The organism is Sporocytophaga sp., from assembly GCF_017745095.1.
Classification (GTDB): domain Bacteria; phylum Bacteroidota; class Bacteroidia; order Cytophagales; family Cytophagaceae; genus Sporocytophaga.
Window position 1 is genome coordinate 47,197 of record NZ_JAGHZZ010000019.1, and the last position, 26,447, is coordinate 73,643.

At 35.9% G+C, this 26,447-nt stretch carries 18 protein-coding genes; 10 read left to right on the forward strand and 8 right to left on the reverse strand.

Annotated elements, in window-relative coordinates; all coding sequences use genetic code 11:
- Positions 1-125 precede the first annotated feature (125 nt).
- Positions 126-293 (forward strand): hypothetical protein, encoded by a 168-nt coding sequence (locus tag J7604_RS21325; RefSeq protein ID WP_293900551.1) that lies wholly within the window; start codon positions 126-128, stop codon positions 291-293.
- A gap of 100 nt (positions 294-393) precedes the next feature.
- On the opposite strand, the gene J7604_RS21330 is transcribed toward J7604_RS21325, so the two are convergent.
- Positions 394-2,250 (reverse strand): 7TM diverse intracellular signaling domain-containing protein, encoded by a 1,857-nt coding sequence (locus J7604_RS21330; RefSeq protein ID WP_293900554.1) that lies wholly within the window; start codon positions 2,248-2,250, stop codon positions 394-396.
- A gap of 423 nt (positions 2,251-2,673) precedes the next feature.
- Here J7604_RS21330 and J7604_RS21335 point away from each other — a divergent pair, with 423 nt between their 5' ends.
- From J7604_RS21335 to J7604_RS21355, 5 genes are all read left to right on the forward strand, one after another.
- Entirely contained in the window at positions 2,674-3,327 is a 654-nt protein-coding gene (locus J7604_RS21335) for a Crp/Fnr family transcriptional regulator (RefSeq protein WP_293900557.1), read from the forward strand.
- Between the two features lie 173 nt (positions 3,328-3,500).
- Positions 3,501-4,685 carry an imelysin family protein gene (locus tag J7604_RS21340; protein ID WP_293900559.1) on the forward strand — a complete coding sequence of 395 codons (1,185 nt, stop codon included), beginning with the start codon at positions 3,501-3,503 and terminating at the stop codon, positions 4,683-4,685.
- Between the two features lies 1 nt (position 4,686).
- Positions 4,687-6,129: a di-heme oxidoredictase family protein gene (locus J7604_RS21345; protein WP_293900561.1), complete on the forward strand. Its 1,443-nt coding sequence runs from the start codon at positions 4,687-4,689 to the stop codon at positions 6,127-6,129.
- 10 nt (positions 6,130-6,139) lie between these two features.
- Complete coding sequence (locus tag J7604_RS21350; RefSeq protein WP_293900564.1) at positions 6,140-7,261, forward strand: imelysin family protein; 1,122 nt, start codon at positions 6,140-6,142, stop codon at positions 7,259-7,261.
- 223 nt (positions 7,262-7,484) lie between these two features.
- Positions 7,485-9,674, forward strand: coding sequence for a cellulase family glycosylhydrolase (locus J7604_RS21355; protein WP_293900567.1), 2,190 nt, complete (start codon positions 7,485-7,487; stop codon positions 9,672-9,674).
- 90 nt (positions 9,675-9,764) lie between these two features.
- Here J7604_RS21355 and J7604_RS21360 read toward each other — a convergent pair whose 3' ends face one another.
- The 5 genes from J7604_RS21360 to J7604_RS21380 are packed head-to-tail and all read right to left on the reverse strand — an operon-like array spanning position 9,765 to position 18,022.
- On the reverse strand, positions 9,765-11,570 hold the full coding sequence (locus tag J7604_RS21360; RefSeq protein WP_293900570.1) for an IucA/IucC family siderophore biosynthesis protein: 1,806 nt from the start codon (positions 11,568-11,570) through the stop codon (positions 9,765-9,767).
- A complete protein-coding gene (locus J7604_RS21365) occupies positions 11,567-12,745 on the reverse strand; it encodes an MFS transporter (protein ID WP_293900574.1) in 1,179 nt (392 codons plus the stop codon). The genes J7604_RS21360 and J7604_RS21365 overlap by 4 nt, the downstream gene beginning before the upstream one ends.
- 10 nt (positions 12,746-12,755) lie before the next feature.
- The gene (locus J7604_RS21370; RefSeq protein ID WP_293900577.1) at positions 12,756-14,072 is read right to left on the reverse strand and encodes a SidA/IucD/PvdA family monooxygenase; all 1,317 of its coding nucleotides are present in this window, start codon (positions 14,070-14,072) and stop codon (positions 12,756-12,758) included.
- Positions 14,065-16,527, reverse strand: a complete 2,463-nt coding sequence (locus J7604_RS21375; protein ID WP_293900580.1) for a GNAT family N-acetyltransferase — start codon at positions 16,525-16,527, stop codon at positions 14,065-14,067. Before J7604_RS21375 ends, J7604_RS21370 begins: the two co-directional genes overlap by 8 nt.
- Positions 16,499-18,022, reverse strand: coding sequence for an aspartate aminotransferase family protein (locus tag J7604_RS21380; RefSeq protein WP_293900583.1), 1,524 nt, complete (start codon positions 18,020-18,022; stop codon positions 16,499-16,501). The genes J7604_RS21375 and J7604_RS21380 overlap by 29 nt, the downstream gene beginning before the upstream one ends.
- Positions 18,023-18,267: 245 nt before the next feature.
- Here J7604_RS21380 and J7604_RS21385 point away from each other — a divergent pair, with 245 nt between their 5' ends.
- Positions 18,268-19,263 (forward strand): AraC family transcriptional regulator, encoded by a 996-nt coding sequence (locus tag J7604_RS21385; RefSeq protein ID WP_293900586.1) that lies wholly within the window; start codon positions 18,268-18,270, stop codon positions 19,261-19,263.
- A 322-nt stretch (positions 19,264-19,585) separates the two neighbouring features.
- Here the strand turns inward: J7604_RS21385 and J7604_RS21390 are convergent, their stop codons facing one another.
- Positions 19,586-20,356, reverse strand: coding sequence for a DUF4397 domain-containing protein (locus tag J7604_RS21390; RefSeq protein ID WP_293900589.1), 771 nt, complete (start codon positions 20,354-20,356; stop codon positions 19,586-19,588).
- A gap of 178 nt (positions 20,357-20,534) precedes the next feature.
- Here J7604_RS21390 and J7604_RS21395 point away from each other — a divergent pair, with 178 nt between their 5' ends.
- Both J7604_RS21395 and J7604_RS21400 read left to right on the forward strand, forming a co-directional pair.
- Complete coding sequence (locus J7604_RS21395; RefSeq protein ID WP_293900592.1) at positions 20,535-22,868, forward strand: TonB-dependent receptor; 2,334 nt, start codon at positions 20,535-20,537, stop codon at positions 22,866-22,868.
- A gap of 3 nt (positions 22,869-22,871) precedes the next feature.
- Positions 22,872-24,251, forward strand: a complete 1,380-nt coding sequence (locus J7604_RS21400; RefSeq protein WP_293900595.1) for a PepSY domain-containing protein — start codon at positions 22,872-22,874, stop codon at positions 24,249-24,251.
- Between the two features lie 100 nt (positions 24,252-24,351).
- Here the strand turns inward: J7604_RS21400 and J7604_RS21405 are convergent, their stop codons facing one another.
- Positions 24,352-24,768: a S24 family peptidase gene (locus J7604_RS21405; RefSeq protein ID WP_293900598.1), complete on the reverse strand. Its 417-nt coding sequence runs from the start codon at positions 24,766-24,768 to the stop codon at positions 24,352-24,354.
- 203 nt (positions 24,769-24,971) lie between these two features.
- Here J7604_RS21405 and J7604_RS21410 point away from each other — a divergent pair, with 203 nt between their 5' ends.
- A complete protein-coding gene (locus J7604_RS21410) occupies positions 24,972-26,378 on the forward strand; it encodes an exonuclease domain-containing protein (protein WP_293900601.1) in 1,407 nt (468 codons plus the stop codon).
- Positions 26,379-26,447: the final 69 nt, after the last annotated feature.

Here is a 26,447-nt window from a genome sequence, read left to right on the forward strand (position 1 = left end):
TGTGATTGTTTATTTTTCAGCCGGATTACAAGCAAACTCCTGGCCAGACTATCAAATTTTCCCGCTTGCACTTTTAAGCGCGTTGTTATGTTTTTATAATAAGAATTTAAAAAAAGGAGGGGAGAATGAAAAGTGCAGTAATTGGTAGAATTTATACACTGATATTTTTTGTGCTATTTCTTTCAGGATGTCAGGTGGTAGAAGGTATTTTCAAGGCGGGTATGTGGACTGCTTTCATTATTATAGCCTTGGTAGTAGTGCTCATTATATTCGTATTGCGAAAGATATTTTGAGGACGGATTGATATTATTTTCTCTGTTGTTCTCTGATTTTAATAAATTACAAAGAGAAATACATGGTGAAGTGCGTAATTGTGCAAGCGATTAAGTACTCTTAATCACTAGTATGACTTATGCTTTCTATTGTTCTATCTACTACAAGAGAGTTCCATCCATTGAATTCTTTTTTATCAAGTACTTTAATTCTGTCCTTAATTTTTTTCTTGAAATTTGAGCAAGTAGATTTTCTTAATGACAACATTTCGGATAATTCATCTGATGTGATGTCCTGTTTGTTTGAAACAAGATACATGATGTAAAATGCCTTTACTATCGGAAATTTAAGTTTATGGAAGATTGTATTTGCTGTTACAGATTCATTGTATCCGCATTTGCTGCATCGTCTGTCAAATTGTTCCTTGCCTTTACCGCAGCTTGTTGAATTGCATTTTTTGCATTGAAATTTGGTTTGGCCTTTAAGTTCTTCCAGATATCTGAAACAGGTAAGCTCATCAGGATAAACTTTAACAAATTCTTCAAAATTTACCTGGTTTTTCATGATTCTGGTCATGGCTATATCAGACATATCCTTCTTCAGTGCTCTGTTTGCAAGATCAAGCTGCAGGTTCATCGTAGTGATTTCTTCAGTTTGGTTGATTAGCCTTTCATATGCCTGTTTAAGCTGTTCTGTTCTTTGTGCTACTTTTTCCTCTAGTTCCTTGTTAATCTTGTCCTTTAATAATTCCTTCTCTTTCATTTCTTCAATAGACTTATTTTGTGCGGCTTGCCTCATTTTGATTTCAGCCCCCATTCTGTCTGTCAGCGACATAGAAAGTAAGATTATATCGAGAATGATACCAATATTTAGACTGTACACAGTGAAGATGGTTGATTTGATAAAGCCATAGTTTTCTAATGCAGTTATTGTAAATGCTGCAAACAAGCTTGTATATGCAATCCATAAGAAAAAGGCAGTTTTGTTTCCTCTTAAGTAACTTCTGAGAGATATTTTATATGCTAGTAAAAACGGGATAGTATCAATGTAAATAGCATATAAGATATTTCTGTTCAAGAATAAACCATATAATAATATCAATCCTCTGATGACTATTACAAAGTTTATGACTTTGTTAAAAAAAGGTTGAGTTTCTTTTAGATTTAAAAATCCTTTTATGAATAACAAGGCGAAAGTAATGATTCCATATAAAGCAAGACTAAAGGCATATAGATTCCACTCCGGGTTTTCAGGCCAGAGATATTGGAATGCGAAGCCACTTTGACACATAGAATAGAGACTGAATGACAGTACATAAAAAACATAATATAGATAAATGCTCATTTTGATTGATATGTACATCAAAAGATTGTACAAGGCCATCATAATTAAAATGCCATAAAAAATTCCTAACACATAGTACTCTGCCAGGGCATAGGATATGAATTTCTTATAAGATCTGATTTGGGGACTTAAATTGTTTTCGTTTTCCGATTTTACCCGAATGTAAAAAGTCAATGTTTGGTTCTGGGGAATCCGTAATTCAAATTCAGGATTTTTATGCAAAAACATACGTTTGTTAAATGAAATCAGATTACCTGCCTGAGTCAATTGGTAATGCCCATTTTCATCTGGGGCATAAAATGAAATATAATTTATGTTATGATCATATAGCTCAATCAGCCAGTTTCTCTCATTTTTTGTCAGGTTTTTAACAGAAAATCTAAGCCAGTAGGAGGAAGCTTTGTTAATGTTTACAACATCAGAAGTTTGATATCTGAAGCTGTCAGCATAAATAGGGCTTGTAATTGTTTTAATATCAAGTTTGTTGGTTTTATCTTCAAATACTCCTAGGTACTCTTTTCTGACTCCTTTTTCTTCAATTTTATTAGTCAATAAAAATACATGCTCTGCATTTACAGAGGTATTTAAAAAGTGTATTAAAAAAATGCAAAAAATATAATAATATGTTTTCATATTATTTTATGGTTATCAATAAGATGTAAAGGCTAAATTAATAAGATTTTTTTAAATGAGAATTGATAGTCTGAAAAAAAATATGGATAAATATACGCCTATGTTAGACGAATAAAAAGTTTGTCTTTTAAATGTTTTTAAAATTAATAATCGTTGAAATTTGAATTTTTGGGCATGTTTTTATTGTCTTTTAAGCGAAAAATATAAGTAATTTACATGCTTTCAAAAGGTTATAAAACCAATTTTTCCTCTCCTAAAATTTGACTTCTTCTCATCTTCTCGATAGTATGGTTTATAATCAAGCCCGAAAGTGAATAACTGGATTATTAAGTTCACTATTCTGGGAATATTCAAATTTGATAAGTAAAAGAGTCATTAAATTTTATCTGAAGATTTTTGCCTAAACATTAAGTAATAAGACTTATGGAAAGAATTTTAAGTACACCTGTAATTGAATTAGAGGATCAGTTTAATTTCTTTGAACGGGACTTAAGAGTTGAACTGGCTGCTGCTAAAATTGAAAAATTTGAAAAGGGAAATCGAATTCACAGACAGAATGCCTTCCTGGTTTCTGTACCTATTCTTTTAGAAGGGAGTTTAAGGATTTTTCGTCAAACTGAAGACAGAGAAATTTTGCTTTATTATGTAAATAAAGGAGAAACCTGTATGATGTCTTTATTGTCGTGTTATGGTCAAACACCAATGAATGCGGCAATGGAAGCTTCTGAGAGATCGGAATTAATTCTGGTTCCGAGAATTAAAGTGTATGAATGGCAAAGAAAATATTCTTCCTGGAATGATTTTGTAATTAAGACTTTTGCACAAAGACAGGAACAATTGCTGGATTCATTCGATTCTCTGGCGTTTTCAAGTATTGACAAAAGAATTAAGGATTATCTTATCCGTCTTTCTTCTAAAACCAAACAACAAATCGTTTCAATTACACACCAGGAATTGGCCAATGAACTTGGCACAACCAGGGTGGTAATTTCCAGAATTTTAAAATGCCTTGAAATTGAAGGCGCGATCGAATTGCTTCGGGGGGCAATAAAAGTTAAGGACTTAAAACTTAACTAACGCTTTAACTTAATTTTCTGCTTGTTTCGTAGCTATTGATAAACTAGTTTTTGTCAATAGCTTTTTTGTTTTTGATAATAAGAGAGTTATACTTTTTAAGACGTTTTATTTTAATTTGGATTAATTTTAAATAAAAATTAGCTTTGCGTGTATAAATTAATTTTATCCACCCTATGCTTTCTTTCTATACGAAACGAATTTTCCCCATTGTCTTTAGTGCAATCCTTTTGTCTTCGACAACATCCTGTAAAAAAGATAAAGATCCCAATCCTTCTTCTTCAGGTTCTAAAGAGCAGGAGGTAGTAAACAATTATGCTGAGATTGTTTATGCTTCCTATTTAGATTCATATAATAAAGGTAAAGATTTGCAAAACAAAATTAACGCTTTTTTAGCAGAGCCTTCTGCACAGAAATTAAATGAAGCAAAACAAGCCTGGCTGGATGCCCGTGTGCCATATCTTCAGACTGAAGCTTATCGTTTTTATGACGGCCCTATTGATGATCCTGAAACTGGGGTGGAAGGTTTGTTAAACGCATGGCCAATGGACGAGTCGTATATTGACTATGTTGAAGGTAATGAAAATGCTGGAATCATTAATGACTTAGGTGTGAGTCTTACCAAGGAAAATCTAACTGCTTTAAATGAAGGAGGAGGGGCGGCAGAAACTTCTATCAGTGTGGGATATCATGCAGTTGAATTTTTATTATGGGGCCAGGACTTCAGCAATGATGGCCCCGGTAACAGACCATATACCGATTTTATAGATGGTGGAACTGCTAAGAATCAGGAAAGAAGAGTTCAGTATCTTCGCACAATTACAGATATACTTGTGGAGGATCTTGATTATTTAGTTAAATCATGGGCACCAGGTTCTAACAATTATCGTAAATCTTTTGAAGCTAATGTAGATGAATCTCTAAGAAACATTCTGTTCGGTTTTGCAAGCTTAAGTGGTGGTGAGCTAGCTGGTGAAAGAATGCAGGTTTCCCTTGAGTCAGGTCAGCAGGAAGATGAGCACTCATGCTTCAGCGATAATACACATAATGATATCATCTATGATGCTCTTGGTCTTGAGAACGTTTATTATGGAAGATATACCAAACTGGATGGAACTATCATTGATAAAGCAGGCATCGACGAACTTATAGCAGCTAAAGATGCTAATTTGAGCAGTAAGATGAAAACTCAACTTGCAACTACCAAAACAAGTGTCAATGCAATTCATCATCCTTTTGATCAGGAAATTACTGATCCGGAAGGTAAAAAGCGTATTCAGGCTGCAATAGAATCGCTTTATAAACAAGCCGATCTATTAACAGAAATAGCTGCTAAACTTGAAATTACATTTAATAAGTAGAATGAGTTTATTAAATATAATAAAAAGCTGTACCAGGGGATTATTATTCCTTGGTACGGCTTTTTTATTTACCTTCCTTTTTATTATCACTTCTTGTAAAAAGGATAAAGAACCTTCCACAGAAAATGCTGCAGAGGCTGGTGAAGAGCTGGCCGGTGGCTTGGCAACAGTTTTTGATCAGACTGAAAATGCTTTTGGCCATTCTATTCCGGGAGTAAGTATAGAAGACAATGCCAGATTTGTAGTTGGCAATTCTTTCTTTCGTGATAACTGGGTAATCGCCCCTTCTTCAACAGCGGGTCGCGACGGAGTGGGGCCTTTGCTCAACACATTATCATGTTCAGGATGCCATTTCAAGGATGGAAGAGGCCAACCTCCTCTCGATGGGAACGATCCCGTTTCTATGCTTATGAGACTTAGTATCGCTGGTACCGATATTCACGGTGGGCCACTAGGGCATCCTGATTATGGAACTCAGCTAAGCCCTAATGCCATTTCTGGTGTACTTCCTGAAGGGACATTTAAAATTACTTACCTCCCTCTTGATGGCAGTTTTGATGATGGAGAGGTTTATCAATTGAGAAAACCTGTATATGAATTTATAAAGTTGAATTATGGAGACCTTGGTGCAAATGTACTAACTTCTCCAAGAGTAGCTCAGCAATTGCCGGGCCTAGGCTTGCTTGAAGCTGTTGATGAAGCAGTCATTCTTTCTTACGCCGATGAGAATGATTCAGATAAGGATGGTATTTCAGGTAGACCAAACTATGTTTGGGATGAAGCTCAGAATCAAAATGTCCTTGGTCGATTTGGCTGGAAAGCGAATCAGCCTAATATCAGACAACAGGTTGCAGGAGCTTTCTCTGGTGATATGGGAATTACATCATCTCTGTTCCCTGAAGAAAACCTTAGCCCTATCCAGTTTCAGAATTATGCCAATTTGCCTAATGGCGGGACTCCAGAAATTCAAGATGACCTCTTTGATAAAGTAGTTTATTATACGACCACTTTATCTGTACCAGGAAGACGTAATTGGACAGCAACGGAGGTATTGAGAGGTAAGCAATTATTTACCGAAGCCAAATGTAGTAAATGTCACATTCCTAAAATGAAAACAGGAATTTATCGTCCTGTTAAAGAATTGTCTAATCAGGAAATTCGTCCATATACAGACCTGTTGTTACATGATATGGGAGTGGGCCTGGCGGATGGTCGTCCTGATTTTCTTGCTAACGGTAACGAATGGAGGACACCACCACTATGGGGGATAGGTCTTGTTAAAAATGTAAATAAACATACATATTTTCTTCACGACGGCCGTGCTAGAAACTTTCAGGAGGCCATACTCTGGCATGGAGGCGAGGCAGAGCAATCTCAGAAAGCATTCAAAGCAATGTCAAAATCAGATCGGGCCTCACTTGTGAAATTTCTGGAATCTCTATAATCATTATCGAATGAAACACACCATATTTATTTTGCCCTTATTATTTTTGTTTTTTATCGGATGTAAAAAGGATACAGAACAGAAACCATCAGATGCCTTCAATTCTTTTGACAGAAAAGGAATGCTGGAAAATATAGGTAGAAATATTATTATACCTTCTTATAAGGAATTGAATAATTCTTCACACAACATGACGACTGCATGTGAAGGATTTGTAAGCAACCCGACAGAGGAAAATCTAATAGCATTACAAAACGCCTGGAAACAGACAGCAGGTGCATGGAAGAGATGTGAGCTGTATAAAATAGGTCCGGGTGATGATCTGTCTGTTGCTCTTTATAGCAGTATTGATTTTTCGCCTGTTAATACTTCTTTAATTGAAGATGCAGTTAATACAACTTCGGTAATTGATACAAACTATGTTAAAAATAAGGGAGCCTCTGTAAAAGGCTTTCCAGCTATTGAATACCTTCTTTTTAACTATGCTAATGGCAATGCTTATATTCTCAATAAGTTTGCAGGAACAGAAATTTCAATACAAAACAGGAAAAATTACCTTCTTGCATTGTGTAGGACTTTGGAATCCAAGTCTATTGAAATACTTGGTCTTTGGGAATCTGGCTATATCAATATATTTATAGCTTCGGATGGGAAGGATATCAATAGCTCAATAGGAATGTTGGTCAATCAGCTGATCTACCTTACAGAGGTTGTTAAAAATAAAAAGCTTGGAAAGCCATTGAACAATATGGGAGTTCCACAAATTAACCAACTCGAGGCCCGCGAGAGCGGAATGTCCCTGAGTCATATTAAAGAGAATGTTATTTCTCTTGAAAATGCATTTCTTGGTAAAAGTTCTAAGGGAGATTTGGCTGGGTTTGATGATCTTCTGAATTATATTGGTGCCAGACATGAGGATGTACTATTAAGCAATAGGATAAAACAACAGTTTGATAGTATCTATATTGCCATAAATAGGGTCGAACCATCTTTGCAAACAAGTCTTGAAACTTCTCAATCAAACGTTAAGGACTTATATTTGAAAGTACTGGAACTCGTTGGTTTATTTAAAGTGGACATGACAACTGATCTCGATGTCTTGGTTACTATCTCCGATAATGATGGGGATTGAGTTGTTAAAATGAGATTAGAATAGAAGGGGCCTGAGTATTCGGGACTCTTTTTTTGAAAAAATTAAATAAAAGAACAAAGAATTCTTAGCTAAATACAATGAAAGGTCAATTTAGCTACATGTTATTGTATTATTTGTATATGTAGTAGGATTAAAGATTAAAATTGGAAGTTACGGGAAATTAATTTTGGGTAATTTCATCCTGGAAATAAATTCTAACATGATGAATAAACCCATATTGTTTTTTTTATTGACTGTATTGCTGGCACCGCTGACAGCATCTTCTCAGTCTGCTACTCCTTGGCTTCACGTTGAGGGAAACCTAATTAAAGATCCTGCAGGAAACACTGTTATTCTTAGGGGCGTTGACTTTCAGGATATCAAAGAACAAGCCACTGATAGAACTGTTGGTTTGAATGGATTGATTGACGTAGTAACAAACCTTGATGATACTTTATCTGAGTCTCCAGGATGGTATACAAGGGTGCTAAGATTTACGGTAGAACCACCCATCTCCAACCTTGAACAATATTATCAGCAAACTTTAAAACCTGCTGTAGATTATGCTACATCTAAAGGGCTCTATGTAATTATCGACTGGCATTATATTGCCGATGTAAACGGGAATATAGCGACTACCAATGCTTTCTGGAGCTACATGGCGCCTAGGTTCAATAATTACTCCAACGTATTATATGAGGTATATAATGAACCTATTAATAATAACCTTACCTGGGGACAATTCAAACCATATATGCAGGCTTGGGTAGATCTCATAAGAAAGTATGCCCCGCACAACCTTATTCTTGCTGGAAGTCCAACGTGGGATCAGAAAATGGGAGATGCCGCTACTAATCCTTTAACCGGAGGAAACATTGTATATGTCGCGCATATCTACCCTGGTCATTGGACTGCAACAGGCGCTGGTTCTGTGAAAGCACAGGTAGAAAAGGTTGTAAAAGTTCATCCTGTATTTTTATCAGAGTGGGGCTTTAGCCAGACTGTTTCTGCTACAAGTACTTTGTTGAAAGGTACTATTACAAGCTATGGAGATCCAATAGTTAAATGGGCTGAAAGCCTTGGCCTAAGTTGGTCTGCTTGGGTAGCTGACAACGACTGGGAACCAGCCATGTTTACAAGAGACTGGAAATTAAAGGTTGGTCCTGGTGAAATGGGGGGCTTTGCTAAAGATAAACTGTATGAATTTAAAGATGATCACCAGCCTACTGATGTACCATGTTTTGCTCCGTATTTAGGCCTTCCTCAGACTTTGTGCGGTAAGAACTCTGTTACAATCGGTCTTCAATCAACTGCTGAAGATGTTTCTTTCAAGTGGTTTAAAGATGGAGAAGAATTAACTGACCAGATGGGAGCAACAATTGAGGCAACCGAAACGGGTAAGTATAGGGTAGAAGCGACTTTAGGCACATGTACTATGGCAGACGAAGTGGATGTTGTAAAAACTATGTTTCCTATTAGCCTAGGAAAAGGTGCTGTTCTAAAACAAGATCCTCTTGTTATAAAGGTTGATAATGCAGAAGAAAAGTTTACTTACCAATGGTATCATAACAATCAACTGATCGAAGGGGCAGATTCAAGTTCATTAGCTGTCTTTGATACATGTGGCGCATTTTATTCTGTTCTTGTTACTTCTGAAGATTGCGGATCTGTTTCTGATACATTTAAAATTTTATGTGCAAGAGGATATTTTAAAGGTAAACCTTTCGATATCCCTGGAATTATTCAGGCAGAGGATTATGATTTTCAAAATATAGCGAATACAACCTATTTTGACTCGGATCCTTCCAATCAGGGAGGTTCATATAGAAATGACGAAGTAGATATTGAGGCGACCAAAGACGTTAACGGTGCGTTTAACGTAGGCTGGACAGCAACAGGGGAATGGCTGGAATATTCTATATCAGTAAAAGAAAATGGGGAATATCCTGTATATCTTAGAGTAGCTGGAAATCCGACACCAGCTGTTGGTGCAAATGTTCATATAAAACTGAATGGTAAAAAAGCATCTTCTACAGTTACACTTCCAATTACTGGAGATTGGCAAAAATGGGAAACAGTATCTTTAGGTATTGTTACTTTTAACACCACTGATACTTTATTAAGGTTCTTTATTGAATCCCCTGGCTTTAATCTGAACTATATAGAAGTTGGTCCTAAGGTAGAAACCAGTATTTTCGGCAGACGCAATGCATCTTCATTAATAGTTTATCCTAATCCGGTAAATGATCTCGTCTTCTTCTCAGAGGAAATACCATATGACTGGACAATCACTACGCTTATGGGAAATGTATTATTGAGCGGAAATGGTATTAATGCGGATGTGAGCAGCTTAAACAGAGGTACCTATCTGTTGAATGTCAATGGCAACGTTGCGAAAATAATGAAGTATTAATAGTTAAATGAATAAAGCAGAATGAAAAAAGAAGGCCGGATTTCCGGCTTTCTTTGCTTTTATATATAGGAAATGTAAACTTATTGAAGTTTAATTCTTAATAGGATTGTCAATTGTCCCACAGACCTCAGGTACTGGTATATCGGTATTTTCAGAATATCCATAGGTAAGAAGTCTTACTCTGTTAATACAAACTCGTATAAACTCCGGAACAAACAAATCAAATTTTTTATATGATGAACTCAATTCAGGATGTCTTTGCTGATATTGAATAACCACATCTTTTACCTGTTCCCAGAACTTGTCTTCAGAATATCCGGCATAAGTATGAAGGATATTGGATATATATCTGAATACTCCATCAAAAACACCAGACAAGATAAACAAAGTTGCATATTGATCTTCGATGTCACGTAGTATTGACCTGATATTATCAGGAACATTTTGTTTGCCTTCTTTTGTAAGAACGATCTCTTCAACAAAGTCTTTGATAATAATTCTCTCCGGTACATAGTTTTTCATTACCAGTATTGTGTTTTCTCCATGAGGACTAAAGAAAAATTTATGTTGATAGAAAATGTGAAGTATTGGTGTGAAATAGTTGTTCAGATATTTTCCTACCCATTCTTCTGCACTCAATCCCGACTTTTCTATCAGGGTTCCAATAAATGATTTACCTTTTGAGTCAACATACATTAATGAAGCCATGGTCATCATATTCTCTTCTTCATTAAGGTAGGGCGTAGCACTTTCCCTCCAGACAGCTCCTAGAAGTTCTTTATATTGATAAGGAGCTCCTTCAATCAATTCGTATTCTGAATGCTTGTATCCTACAGTTGCTACTTCTCCCAATAGGGTAAAGCCTGTTGATTGAAGCTCACTGTCTGAGCTCAGTTGATCCTTTACCCATTTTGTCACTAAAGGCGCTACTTTTAATTTTTTGTGAGATAATCCTCTGTATATAGAAGTATTTAAAATTGATATGGCAGTTTTTACATAGAATCTGTCAGGATTGGATATGTTAAAGAAAGTCCTGATAGATTGTTGGGGTGTATAGTCATCTTCTCCTGGCCCAAGCGGTACAATACATTTAGAAGCAATATCTCCGGCAAACTGAAATACTATTTTATTTTTCCATTGCCACTCATGTACAGGCATCATCCAATAGTTTTCAGGATTGAGATTTTGTGATAAAAGTACTTCTTTAAATTTTGAATATTGTTCATCTCCTAATTCAGAATAGGCTAGAGTTTCAAATGGCAATTCCTCGATGTTACTGTATTCAGCTTTTAATTTGTGAACAGCTATCCAGTTTAATTTAATAATCTGATCTGCTTCTGGCACAAAGGAACGGTAGTCATCAAGGTTAAATCCTATACGTCCTTTATTTACTGTAGCCCAAGGATGTCCGTCCATCTGATGCTCTATTAGTTGGTATCCAGCATCTGCAAGCTTGTCGGATTGTATTTTTCCTTTCGATTCGAGAAAGGCATCTGCATAAAGGGTATTGTTGGTTTCCTCAATGAAGTGGGTTAAGGTAAAAGGTTTTATTCCAAAAGTCTCCTGCATTTCTATGAAAAATAATGTAGCGCTGATATTTGGGACTTCTTGTTCATCGTGAAATTTACACAGTGAATCCTTATGGATATGCCAGTAGTCCATTTTGCGATGTTCTCCGGTAAATTCATAATATGTATTAGACTTATCTGTATATAACCTGAAATGTGTGATCCTTTTATCCGAAGAGCGGATCACAGGAGTTGCCAGTTTTTCGTGTATAAGCTCTGTTATGGCTTTGCAAAGGTATGCCCGGTTTACTTTGTTCCATAGGTTAATATTCAATACATCTGTTCCTGGTAATTTTGCAATTGGAGTATTTATTTGTTCTTCTATCATGATATTTTCGGGTTTAATATGGTTGAGTATTTTTTTGAATATTTAAAATGTAGCATTAAAACTATAGGTAGGGATAGTATTGCACATATTGACGCCATCATAAATGGAGCTATATATCCATCTCGTCCAACTAAAAATCCTGCTAATAATGGTGCTGACATGTAGGCAATATTTTGTGTAATATGCATTAGGCTATAAGCTTTAGCAGAATCCTTACCTGGAATTGTTTCGAAAAAAGATATGTCAAGATGGACGAAAATCAGAAAGATAGATATTCCAAAGAGACTTCTAAATATTATTTCTGAAATCAGAGACTTTACATAAGCTTGTAAAAGTAAAACACTAAATATGATGAGAATTACACCACAAATGAATGCCGTGTTTTTAATTATTGAACTTTTGCCTGCAAGCGGTAGCAGAAATAATGCAGATAAGCTTGGTATTATGAATAATACTGCTGCCCATGTATAGTTAGCCTGCGGAGCATACCTGTCTATGATAAATTCAGTATAAAATGGCCTTATCAAAGTTGATGACAGATAAAACAAAAATGTGATCATACAAATCCATAGAAGCCTTGTTTTATCAAATGATATAGATTCAGAATTAGATTGAATCTGAGCACTTTTTTGTACGTCTTTTAACCTGAGGCTAATTCCCATTTGTATAAAATCAAACAGTCCTATGATTATAAACAGGTATTGAACCGAAATCTTATCTATGATAAAAGCACCGGATATTGCAGAAACTATCATTGATAAGTGTACCAATATTCCGAGCTTGGTAACAACCGATGTCTTGTTTTCACTCTTGCTTATCAGATGGGGATACATTAACAGATAACTGCTTTTGAATAGAACCATCAGAATAGAACATACATAAAATAAAGTGATGTCGTTTGTTAAGCCGCAATAAACACTAGCTATACCTGCTATGAATTGAGTTAGGCAGAGCAGCCTGAAGATATCTGTCTTTTTTGAAACCAAGGCCCACAAAGGATATGATAACATAAATATCAGTCGGAGTATACATAAATAAGTTCCTGTATATGCTGGATCATTTATTCCAAATATCTCTTTGAATATCCTCGGATAGAAAGGAGCAGGAAGAGACTCTGCTAACGCAGCAAGAAACGCAATAAGTAAAATGGGGCTACTGTGTTTGTTATCTGTCATATTACTTCTTTTATATAACAGACTCATTCAATACTTCCATTGCAGAGGTTGTGAACGACTGAAATGCAATTTGTTTTTCTATAGCATATATTTCTTTACCTGCAATAGCATTGATAATGGTAGCATTCCTGTATGCGCCCATGCCCAAGTCTGGTGTAACGAATCCATGTGTATGCAGCTCAGCATTCTGGACAAATATTTCATTTCCTTTATAGTCTATTGAATAATTTCTGTTTACATCAAACCTACCAGATTTATCCCATTTAATCCTGTCATGGACCGGTCTGATACAGTCCGGGACTCTATACTTATAGCCGGTAGCGAGAATGATAGCATCAGTTTCCAGTTCTGTATCCTGATCAGTCTGAACATGCTTGAAGGAAAGTAATTTCTTATTCAGAACAGATGTAGTGATGGCTTTTAATTCATGACTTGGTTTAATGCTCACTGGAACAGGCCCTTCCAGGGTTAGATGATATAGAGTGTCATATATTTCATTGATCAGGTCATAGTTGATGCCTTTGTATAGCATACCCTGCTTATTCAATACGTCTGTTCTTTTATCCGGAGGCAGTGAATAGAAATGGTCTACATATTCAGGAGAGGTAAGCTCGAGTGTGAGTTTGGAATATTCCAGAGGAAAGAGTCTGTCAGGCCTTGTGTACCAGTTTAACTCCTGTTCTTCAAAAGAAATACTATTAAGCAGATCATGAAATATCTCCGCAGCACTTTGCCCTGATCCTATGATAGTGATAGATTTTTGCTTTAGAATATCTTTTTTTCTGAATAGGTATTCTGAAGTATGAAAAGTATTATCCAGCTTTTGATTTTTAACAAAAGCGGGAATGGAAGGAGAGGTCCCCGTTCCGATTACTAACCTTGGGGTACGGTAGATGCTTTCTTTTTCCGTATTGTTTTTCTTAACTATTACTGTGTATAAATTTTCTTTTTGATCAAATGTAATAGCTTCGACAGTATGTCCAAAAATACATTCAGGAAGCTGTCTGCAGACCCATTTGCAATACATATTGTATTCTTTTCTCAGGATAAAAAAATCTTCTTTTATATAAAATTTATAAATCCTGTTATTCATTTTCTGGTAGTTCAGAAAACTAAAAGGGTTGCATGGATCAGCCATTGTGACAAGATCAGCAAGAAAAGGTACCTGAAGTGTAGTATTGTCAAGCATCATTCCCGGGTGCCATTCAAATTCCGCATTGTTGTCAAAGAATATTCCACTTAAACCAGCCTTACCATGGGTTAAAGCAGCAAGGCCCAGATTGAATGGACCTATGCCTATACCTATAAAATCAAAGTAGTTATTCATTTTCCTGATTTAATGGTATTGATGAATGAATATTAATGTTGCAGTTGGGGAATCTTTCTTTATACCATTCCCTTGTACAAAAAGTAAGATTGGATGTTTTGTGTGGCATCGCAATTACCTTTTGAAGTTTGAAGCCTAATCTGGTCACCAGGATATGCATCGGCTTGGCGTTAATGTCTGCTTCACCGATGCATTTTCCCACCTCTGGCTGGCTGAAGATAAATTCCATTGTGAGTTGTCCTACCGGCATGGTAAATTTTTTGTTTTTATCTGTTGGTGCTATCAACAGGTGAGCACCATAGTCACCGGGAAGTGATTCATAATACTTTCCAACTGTATCTCTCATTGGCCAGTATGGTTCCAGTGTAAATGTTGGTTCACCGTTAATCATTCCAATAAATCCATTCGAATGATCGGCGTCTTTAAGCATGATATAGAAGGCTTCCAGGTCTCGTATAGGTCCATCCATTTTCCAAAATGTTTTTGTATGCTCTTGGTTGAACCAGTCATGTACCATCTCCAGATCTTTGGATAAGTCAAATGGCCTAAGCGTTATTTCAATTCCGAGATCAGGGAAATCTTTCTTGAATGCAAGACTGTTGATGTCAGGTTTAATTATGTTTTTTGAAAAATACCGGAAAACAAGAGGGTTGGGGTAATCCACGTATTCAGCAGGATTCTCAATAGGTGCCCGTGCTTCGTCTTTGTTACCTATGGTTGTAAGGAGGTTTCCTTTCGCAGTCCAGTCTCTGGCATAAAGGAGGTATTCAACAAGACCTGTTGTGTCTTCAATCTGAAGGGCTTCCAGTTCCTTAATTAATATTTTAATGAGACGTTCTTCATCAGCAAGACCATTCGATCCGAATGCGCCAATGATTCCGAATATGTTATTGATCAGAAGGTAATATGTATACTTTGGATGAATATAATCTTCAGGAATGATAGATTGGCTGGCTTCACCAAGGTCCGGAAGGAGATAATGTAGTTCTTCTGCTTTGCCCGCTCTGAAAAAGTATCCCTGATTGTCTCGGAAATACAACTGTTTAGGAAATCCTATATTATCCAGCTCTACCATAATATTTTGCTGATGCGCTTCGCAGGCAAGTCCAAAACGGTTGTATATTCTTATCAGTGGTGTCAGACTTATCTGTAAGTACTTTTTAAACCATTCTTCAGTAAGATTCTCAAAGGTTTTTCCGGTTTTTAGCGATTCACTTTTAATGATTACAGATAATCTGGAATCCTGGCCAAGCAGACCATCCTGAGTTAAGGCAGCAATAGGAGTGACATTCTTTTCTGAACCATCTCCTTTTTGGAAGATATTTTTTCTTATTACAGTATTAAACCCTTCAATGAAAGCTCCTTCAAGATTTTTTATTGCGATGAATCCCGGATCTGTAACAAATGTTATTTCAGGAAATTTATCTTTTAATTGTTCTCCCCAGGCCGTGTGCATAAGCCTGCTTATATCATAGCCTCTGTGCAACTCTCTTTCTAGGTTTACCCGTTCAGAATTGGTTATTTTTACGTGCAGGGAAAATTTAAACATGAACTCACTGTATGCACTGTAAACTGTTCTTACTGAAGAGGTGGCAGTGTATTCAGGTCCGAAAGGTCCTATATGAAGGAGTTTTCCGACTTCTATAAGTTTGATTACATCAGCTTGTTTAAGTAAATATGCAGCTTCCCATGGGTGTATAGGCAGAAGTTTTTTGTCATAATGGAAATTAACTAAATCTTTTGCCTCAGTTGAAGTTCTTGGGCTTTCCAATAATGAAGTTCTTATCTTTTGGGTTAATTCTGTTGCATAAGTACTTTTCTCCACAACGATTTCCGGATCAGCAAGGAAATAATGTAGTTGAAAGCTATTGCGCATTTCAGGAGTATAAAGAGCAAGTTCTTTTTTGCTGAAACCCATTCTGCTTTTTGATACTGGATGAAGTTGATGACCCAATAGCATAGATTGCTCTGCTTCAATAAATGGTATTGAAAGCTTGTTAAGTTCTCCTAATATATTGTCATGCAGCGCTTCTTCCAGGAATATAGCTGTATTGGTAATGCTATCGTTAATTCTTTCAAGCAAAAGATTTTGATGAGAGCTATTGCCTAGCTCCTTTGCTATAAGGAAAAGAAAGGAATCAATGTTGGTTTCAGATATTACATCTGTTTCTGCATTCCTTTCTATGATAGGGAATTTAAATAAATGTCTACCCGTTGCTGAATAATATATGAGCGGGCAATACACTTCTTTTTGGGATTCAGGAAAAAGAATTTTTATCCATTTATCATGATTTACTTTTAAGAAGTAATCTCTTAAAGTCTGGTCATATTTTGGAATATAGAAGAATCTATGCCAGTTTTTGTATTCTCTTAGAAAACAATTTAAAAGGGCTGTGAAATTTATTTCTTCTGATATATGCTCAATCTTAGTTGTTCTTTGCATAGTCGCGTCCATAGAGTTTAATTTGTGTCAGTATATTTTTAATATCATCAATGGTTGTTTCGGGATTTAAAATTGTAAATTTCAGGTACACCTCTTTATTTACCTTAGTGCTTGCTATTAAAGCTTTCCCGGATTCAAACATTTTCTTTCTGATATAGGCATTGATTGCGTTCAGCGATATATCATTTACTCCATAGGGATTGTATCTGAAAAGAATTGTACTGATCTCCGGATGATTGAGTAGTTCAAGCTCCTTATCTTTTTCTATTGATTTAGCTGCTTTAACAGCAAGTTCAATTATGGTGTCTATATAACTTCCTAATGTCTCTTTTCCTGTAAGACGAAGCGTAAACCATAATTTCAATGCATCAAATCGTCTTGTCGTCTGAATAGATTTATTAACCTGATTAGGGTATCCATCCTTTTCATGTTCTTTGGGGTTTAAATAATCTGCATGATGTGTAATGTGTTCGAAAGATGCTCCGTTTCTTACCAACAAAGCGCTGGAGCTAACCGGTTGAAAAAAGGCTTTATGATAATCAACAGTTACCGAGTCTGCATGCTCAATGCCATTGATCAGGTGTTTGTATTTATCGGAAAGCAGCAATCCACAGCCATAAGCGGCATCTACATGAAACCATAGTTGATGTTTAGTTGTTAAAGCACCAATCTCTTTAAGAGGGTCTATGCTTCCGAAATCTGTTGTACCTGCGGTAGCAACGATTGCAATTGGAATATTACCAGCTGCTTTTTCAATATCGATAGATTCCTGAAGTGCATTAATATCGATCTGATATAACCTGTTTGTTTTAACTGTTATGATAGACTGTTCACCGAGACCAAGTAAAATAGCGGCTTTGCGCAGACTAAAATGACTTTTTTCGGAACAGAAAATTCTGAACTTGCTCGCTTCAACTGGAAGTCCTTCTTTTTTTACATCCCATTGAATCTTGTGTTTCAGGAAATAATCTCTTGCGAGCATCATTCCCATGAGATTGGATTGAGTGCCGCCACTGGTAAACACACCATCGGCTAATGGTCCTAATCCTAGTTCTTTGCACGTCCATTCAATTAATTTCATTTCCATTAAAGTGCCACCTGCACTTTGATCCCAGGTATCGAGAGAGGAGTTTAGCGAGCTAACTATAACTTCAGCCGCAAGAGCAGGAATAAGTATAGGGCAATTAAGATGAGCAATGTATTGAGGCAAGTGAAATAGAACAGCGTGCTTCGTATAGATATCATCTACTTCAGCGAGGACTGCATCCAGGCTTGTAAGGGGAATATTCAGATCAATACCATTTACCTTAGGCCTTAATTGTGCAGGAGTTATTCCTGAAAATGGCTTGTGAGAACTTCTAAGATGATTGGATATGTAATCAGTAACCTTTATGATGGTTTTTTCATAATGCTGGATGTTGGATTCTTTATGGTTGAATATATTTAGATCGTTCCCTCTCGAACGGACAAACATCGTCTGGAGGGTCTTTTTTACCTTTGTAATCATACTCTGAGGATTTTTTTCAAAGGTATTTCTGCTTTGGCTGATCGAATGTGCTATTGTGGACATTTAATAGGCTAAAAAGTATAATCTTTAAAAAATACAATTATGGTATTGTGTACTATTCGTGGTTTATCTACAATAAAATCATTTTTATTTAATTTTTTTTGACTTTAAAACATATAATATGCTAAATTAGACCTTTAATTATATTTAGACTATTTATAAATAACTATAAATTGTACATTTTTATGAAAGTTTTTAGCATTCATGATTTTCTAAAAAGCCTTCAGACAATCGGAGCAGCTGTATATTCTTTTAATCAACATTATAGCAAGCTTCAGATAAAGAGGAAAGATGTATGCGGTGATATTTATGGTTATCAGATTGACAATGGTGTGGTAATGGCGATTCATGATCTGGAGATCTCTCAGCCACTTTGTTTTCCATCTTTAAGTCAGGAGGAATATTTTAAAATAAGCTTTTTTATAGAAGGTGATTTCAGGATGACTAATTCGGTCTCAGGCAAATCACAGGAGATACAAGGCGGAACCTGCAGAGGTTTCTTCTTTCGTAGTAAAGGCATCAATAGGGTTTATCCTAAAAAGAAAAAGATAGTTTCAGTTGATCTGGGAATAAGGTTAGGTTTATTAAAAGAAGTATTAAAGAATCTTCCATCCAGCAAGATAAATCTGAAGATGATACAGCTGATTGATTCTTTTCAAAATATATCCATATTGGGAAGAATTCCTCCTAATGTCAATAAAATTCTAACAGAGATCCTTCAAAATAAAGAGTCTGATTTTGCTCAGTTGCTTGTGATAAGAGCAAAGGTTTTTGAGTTGCTGGCAGAGTTGATGAAGTTATCGGATTCGTTTATCTGGGAGAATAATCAAAGTAATTTTCTTTCTGAAAAAGATCTTCAAAAGTTATTCAAAGCAAGGGAATATCTAGAAGACAATATCAGCAATCCTCCAACTTTAAAAGAACTTTCAAAGATTGTTTGTTTGAATGAGTTTAAACTGAAAAAAGGATTTAAAGAATGTTTTCAATCCACTGTTCACAACTACCTCGTTGATCGCAGGCTGTGTGCTTCATGCACATTGCTTAAGAAAAGTGATTGTCCTATCAGTCAGATTGCCTATGATATAGGCTATCAATGTCCAAGTAAGTTCATTCATTCATTCAGAAAGAAATTCGGTGTGACACCTGGTCAGTTCAGAAAGCAAAATGGACAACTTGTATAAGTTGTAAGTATTGAAAAAGCATAAAGTATAAAGCTGAAAGTATCCTCGTAGAGACGCCATGTTGGCGTCTCCATATCCACGAAGAGCTACAATTAATTTACAGTAGATGAATTTTATTATGTAGCTCTTGCTCAACTGTGGCTTTCAAGATTCCTTGAATAGTATATTTTGGCAGCATAGGGTGAAGCCCTAAGCATGATTGAGCTTGGTTCCTCAGTTGACAGACAAGATTCAGAAGATTTTATGAAGAGCTAATTTTTATAAATAAAAAAGCCACTTCATTTCTAAAGCGGCTTTCAAAGTATGGATTGGTTAAATTTTATTATTGTATCTGCTGCTCATGTTCAATGATAGCAGAAGAAGCATCGCTATCTTGCCCGAATACTACAATGCTATAATGCTTATTTAAGCTACCTGAAAATGTATTAGGTGCTTCATAGTAAATCGTTTTTCCCCCAAGCCTGTATATAATACCTGAAACGTTATACTCTTTAGTATCTTCGGAACCAGATTTGATAGCTCTCCATTGTGCTGCAGCGCCAGCAGTATATTCTGTAGATGCACTTGATTTTCCATAAGCTACATATTCGTGAGCACCTGCTTGTGTAGCCCAAAGTTTATATGATGGATAATAAGCTTGCATGGAAAGAGAATCATTTCCTGCTTTGAATAAATTTACAAATCTGTAGGAGAATTTTGTTAAAGGATCACTTACATTACCAAAGTCGTCATTCAAAACCTCAATCTTAGGAGCAGCGACAGTTCCGCTTAATAGTACAGTGTAATATTTATCTTTTTCAATCTTTAAATCAAAAGAAGTATTTGTTCCTCCTGCAGAAACTGTCAATTTCTGATTACCTTCAGAAACCTTGATATACTTGGAATATGCTTTTGTGGCTATATCTGCAAGAACTTCGCTTCCTAACTTAAATTGGGTATTACCAGAAGCATCCGAAAGTCCATTTACAAAAAGTATACTGGTGTTTTTAGGCAAATTGTTTGGCGTAGGAGTATCCTTTTTCTCTTCTTTACATGAGCTAAATAAGAATACTTGAAGCGCAAATAATAAGACAATATTTTTTAAAACTCTCATAAAATTTTTTTTAACAAAATAAGTATGCAGACAACCATATCTTATAGTCCATTTGGTATTTAAAATATGCTGATCGGTATTTTAAAAAATCCTGAATGGCCTATTTAACCTCCTGTTTTTCCTATTAGGCCTATTCTTATTATTTGTAATTATGTGATCGATATGTAATGATTCTCTTATGTTAAAATTTGTTATTCGTCTGTTTATTCTGACAGCTTTTTTATTTTTTGGAAATTTTTCATTTGCTCAAAAAACAATTTCCGGAACTATAATTTCTGATGATGGTCCTGTTCCTTTTGCTGTGCTGGAATTAAATGGCAATAGTGGTTCAAGACAAGCTATGGCTGATGATAGTGGCTTGTTTAGTTTTAATGATCTTACTGATAGCTCATATACTCTAAATGTAATGGCAGTTGGTTTTGAAGTCCACAAAGAAACTGTCCATGTTGGTTCAGTTGTAGTTATTCATCTGAAATCTGAAGAGATCAAAGAAGTGGTTGTTTATGCAAGTCGCATTGGTAAAAGGGAAGAAGAAGTGGTGTCAGTGTCTGTATTATCAGAAAAAGAGCTTCAGCAACAGGCTACGATCAATAATAATCTTAATGATATTTTAAGTAAAACAACTCCAGGAGTTGCTCAGAGCACGGAATCTGCCAGTAACTATGGACAGGGAATCAGGGGAAGGGATATGTTGGTAATGCTGGATGGTGTGCCTCAGTCAACTCCTATTCGTAGCGCTTCCAGAGAGTTGAAGTCTCTTGATATATCTTCAATTGGAGAGGTTGAAATTGTCAGAGGTGCTACAGCTGTCTATGGGCATGGTGCTACGGGAGGTGTTATTAATTTCACTACAAAGAGTCCTAAATTTAAAAATGATACTGTTTGCTTTACAACTTCCGTTTCCGGCAATTCTTCTTTTGTCTTTAATAATGACGCCGTTCAGAAGAAAGATCCATTGGGTGGAAGAATTTTTCAGCAGATTACAGGTAAGGCTGACAGATTCAGCTTTCTAGCCAATGGAGCATATGAGTACATTGGGAAATACTATGATGCGGAGGGCGATCTTATTCCTGTTGATCCTTTGGGGCAGGGAGGAGCAGCGAATACGAATAACTTAAGTCTACTTGGAAAGGTTGGTTATGAGATCAATGATAAGTCAGGCATAGAACTGAAAGGGTTGTATTTTAATAGCATTCAAAAACCTGGATTTATAAGTATGGGAGGGGAATACAGAGTTCAGAAGGCCGGTACTCAGTTTGGAAATGTTTATGATGATCAGTTAGGTACTGCAACTAAAAACCTTAGTTTTACCTTACGTTATTATAATGAAGAGCTATTCAGGAATACTTCTTTTAAAGCTTTAGCCTATCTTCAGAACAATTTTGCCCGATTCCCTTATGAACATTCATCAACCTATTTTCCTCCTTTAGACAGCCTCAGAAGATCAGCTCAGAGTTATATTTCATCTGATAAAATGGGCATTCGGATCGACTTTAAAACTGAACTGCCTAAGTTGGTCGGAAGTACTCTTACTTATGGTGCAGATCTTGTAGAAGACAATACATTTCAGAAGCTTACTGATGGAAGGATTTGGGTACCAGGCATCAGGCAATATAACCTTGCTCCGTTTTTGCAAGCGAAAATAGTTCCTGTAAAAAAACTTGTGCTGCGGGCAGGACTAAGGAATGAAACAGTTATCCTAAAAGTAAATGATTACAAACAGCTGAGATCAAGTCAAATGGTCCAGGGTGGTACGCTTACTTATAACAAATGGCTTTTTAATGCAGGTGTCAGATATAATCTACATAAATTATTCAGCCCATATGTCTCGTATGGACAAGGATTTGCCACAACAGAAGTAGGACGTGAACTAAGAGGCACAGCAGCTAAAGCTCTAACTGATTTGAAACCTAAGCCGCAAGTGGTTAACAACTATGAGTTCGGTTGGGATATGGGACTTGGAGATTTTACAATTCAAACTGCAGTTTTCTATAATACCTCACAATATGGCGTTACAATCTTCGGAACTTCATTTGATGTTCAAAGAGCTCCTGAAAAAATTTATGGAATTGAATCGGTTGTGAATTATAGCTTAAAAAAATGGCATTTCAATGCATCTGCTTCTTATGCCGAAGGAAAGAGTGATCCTGATGGTAATGGCAGATTTACTGATTATCTGCTTGGGTCTCGTATCTCCCCTTTAAAGCTTACAGGGAGTGTATTGTGTAAAGTATCAAAAAAGATGGATGTAGGTGTTCAGGGGCTATACTCTGGTAACAGAAACCGCTTTGAAGGACAACCTGCAGGATTTGGAACAGGTAAGGTCACAGACTATTACCTAGTAGATTTAATGGTAAATTATGCTTTATGGAAAGGAACTTTCAGCATGGGGATTAATAACTTTTTTAACCGATTATATTTTCCTCCGATTTCTCAATGGGCAGGTTCCGGAAGCAGCTATGTAGCTGGAAGAGGACGTACTATTAATTTTACTTATACGATCAACTACTAATAAATGCCTATCAGAAATATAGATGTATTTAAAGTCCATTCATGGGCTGGAATCATTGCAGGAATTGGATTACTTATCATCTCTCTTTCAGGTTCCGTTCTCTGCTTTAAGCATACTCTGGAAGAAATATTACATCCTGAGTTGTATAATGCAAAATATCACTCTGTCCCTTTAGCTTCAGAAATGTATGGTGATCTAAACAAGCAATATCAGGAATGGTGTGTGACAACTCTTTATTATCCAAAGGAAAAAAATCAGGTTTACAGAGCTTATCTAATCAATAGAAACAATGCTAATAACAAAAGAAAAGTATATCTGGATTCTGAAACCATGAAATGGGAGGTGATGAAGTATGACCTCATTAATTTTACCGAAGACCTGCATTATTACCTTTTGTTACCAAGATATCCAGGACTAATAGTTACATTTATATTCAGCCTAGGGCTTTGTATTGCTGTAATTTCAGGAGCCTATATTTATCGTAAAAAACTTCTACAGATCCTTTCACTAAAATTTAAGAACCTTAAGAACTGGCATAATTCCATTGGTATGCTTTCTCTGGTTTTTAATGCACTGATGGCAACCACAGCATTATTAATTACGCTTTCAGGAGTGATAGGAGGGCCACGTGGTACTTCATTTTATCAGACAAAAATACCTAAGTCGTTCGATTTGAATGTGCTTGTAAATGAAGCGAAGGAGGCTAATCCGGATAAATATGAACCCATTAAATATATCTCCTTTCTTTCGGAAAGAACTATGTTCCACTTTCAGCATAATGATGGAAAAAACGGTGCTCTTGGAGCTTATCATAGAGTCTTTCTTCATCCTGAAACAGGTAAACTAATTTCAGTAGGAGGAAAGAATGAGTCACATTTAATGAGGGCATTGAATAGTAGTGTTTCATTTCATTTTGGAGATTTTTCAGGCATGCTTCTGAATATTCTTTATTCAGTTGGTGGAATTCTTATTTCTATCCTTACTATTTCAGGTGGCTTGATTTGGTTGAAAAGAACCAGAGGGGAAATAAAACCTAAAAAGGCAAAGAGGGAACAAGCAAATTTTGAATATAAATTCAGAAGATATTTTAAAAAAGGATGTAAAGCATTTGCTTGGCTGTTTCCATTTATGATAGGAGGAGGAGCTGTATTGGGGATTTTTACGGGAAACATTTTGCTAAGCGCATTGTACTTTACGACCTTGTTGTTGTTTCCATTGATTTTTAATTACATCATTCTTTTGATACTTTGGATCCCTATAGGAGTGGCTTTGTTAATGGAAAAGACAAAAGCATATAAGTTTAGAATTTATAATGCGGCATCTACAGCGCTTTTTGCAGGAACATTAATTTGGTATGTAGTGATGTGGTATTTGAGGTTTTAGAAGCGATAGTACATTAAATTATTTTTGATAACTGGTTATAAAAACAAAAGGGGCATTTGCATGCCCCTTGTTGTCTGTCAAAAAAAGTAACCAACTTTTTTTACACCTTGTGAATTATAAAATTCACGACACCCCAAATTGTGAAATCCATTGTATCTGTAATTTCGACTGGCTTTTCAGCATTGTCAGAAAAAAGGTACAGCTTATTTTGATGTTTTCCAACCCTTTTTAAAACCATTTCTCCATTAATAATCGCAATTACCATAGAGTTTTGGCCGGGTTCTTCTTTTCGGTCTACTACTAGCAGGTCACCATCTGTGACCCCGGGCAACTGAAGGTTGTTCCCCTTTATACGGACATAAAACGTCGAGGACGGATTTTTAATGATAAGATTCTCCAGATTTTTTTCTTTTTCATTTTCGGATACTCTTATCGACTGATTTACAGTTTTTTCATTAAAAATAGCCTCTTCGATTTTTAGTGAAATCCTCTGATCATTTGCAGATATTCTTAGCATGTCCGTTAATTATTTTAGCAAATATACATACGTTTTGCTAAATAATTTAGTTTTAGTGAAAATATTTTTTTTAACTTTGATCCGTTAATCAGGAAGCTTTAATAATTGAAAAAAACGGGTTGTCCTGCTGGTGTGTTCAAAGATTTTATTTTCCTCATTATCAATTGATGGAGATAAAATGAATTTAATTTAACAAAGATTTAATGCTTTTTGCAATCGTCGATATTGAAACAACGGGAGGGTACTCCGAAGGTAACAGGATTACTGAAATTGCTATAATAATCACAGATGGCTATAAAATAATAGACAGATTTGAATCTCTTATCAATCCCGGTGTGCCGATTCCTCCTTTCATTACAGGACTTACGGGAATCGATAATTCCATGACCGATGCTGCTCCTTATTTTAATGAGGTGGCCGGGGAAATTCATGATTATCTGAAGGACTGTATTTTTGTAGCACATAACGTTAGTTTCGATTTCAATTTTGTGAAGTCAGAACTTGCCGAAGCAGGCATTGAGTTCAAACCCAAAAAACTTTGCACTGTAAGATTAAGCAGGAAAATATTTCCAGGATTCCCTTCTTATAGCCTAGGTAACTTATGCAGGTTCTTAAATGTGGAAATTGAAAACAGACATAGAGCGGGCGGGGATGCTGAAGCAACTTATGAGGTTTTTACAAAGTTAGTAGAAAATGATTCGGAAGGGTTTATTATTACTTCTTTAAAAGCGAATTCAAAGGAAACAACACTTCCTCCAAATCTTGATAAAGAGCAGTTCAATTCTTTACCCTCTCTTCCTGGTGTATATTATTTTCATGATGAAAATGGTAAGGCTATGTATGTGGGCAAAGCAATAGATATTAAAAAGCGTATTGCGGGGCACTTCAGTTCCAGGAATTCTGCAGAGGAAAAACTTAGATTTTTTAATAATATTCATAGTATCTCTTTTGAACTTGCGGGTAATGAGTTAGTGGCTTTCCTTATGGAATCACATGAAATAAAAAGGCTCTGGCCTCCTTACAATAAAATACAGAAATTCCCGGAAGCTCAGTTTGGTATTTTTTCCTACTATGATCAAAATGGTTACCAAAGGCTGAGTATAGGCAAGATACAAAAAACAGTTCCTTTGTTTTCTTTTAACTACATGACTGATGCCAGAGATTTTCTATATGCAGCAGTCAGGGATTTTGATCTTTGTCCAAGATTGTCAGGGCTTCAAACAACTAAAAAAGCTTGTGTGGATTACAGTCTGAAAGCCTGCAAGGGTGCTTGTGTAATGGAGGAATCTCCTGAAGACTATAACAAAAAGGTAGAGGATGCATTGGATGGAATGAAACAGGAAAAACCGACCTTTGCTATAATTGGTAAGGGGAGATCACGGTATGAAAATTCAGTAGTTCTTGTTGAAGATGGGAAATACCAGGGCTTTGGCTTTGCAGAAGACAATACGCTTAATCATATTGATGATTTTAGAAATGTTATTACAAAACAAAAAGAAAGTAAGGATATTCAGAAAATCATCAATCAGTTTGTTGCAAAGCAGGAAAAAGGAAAGTTGAAAGGATATAAATTTATACCTCTTTCATCAGATAAAATTGTTGTTGAATAATAAGAGGGATATTTTCACACGTTCATTATATTAAAAGAGTCCCTAATAACGGGACTCTTTTGATTACAG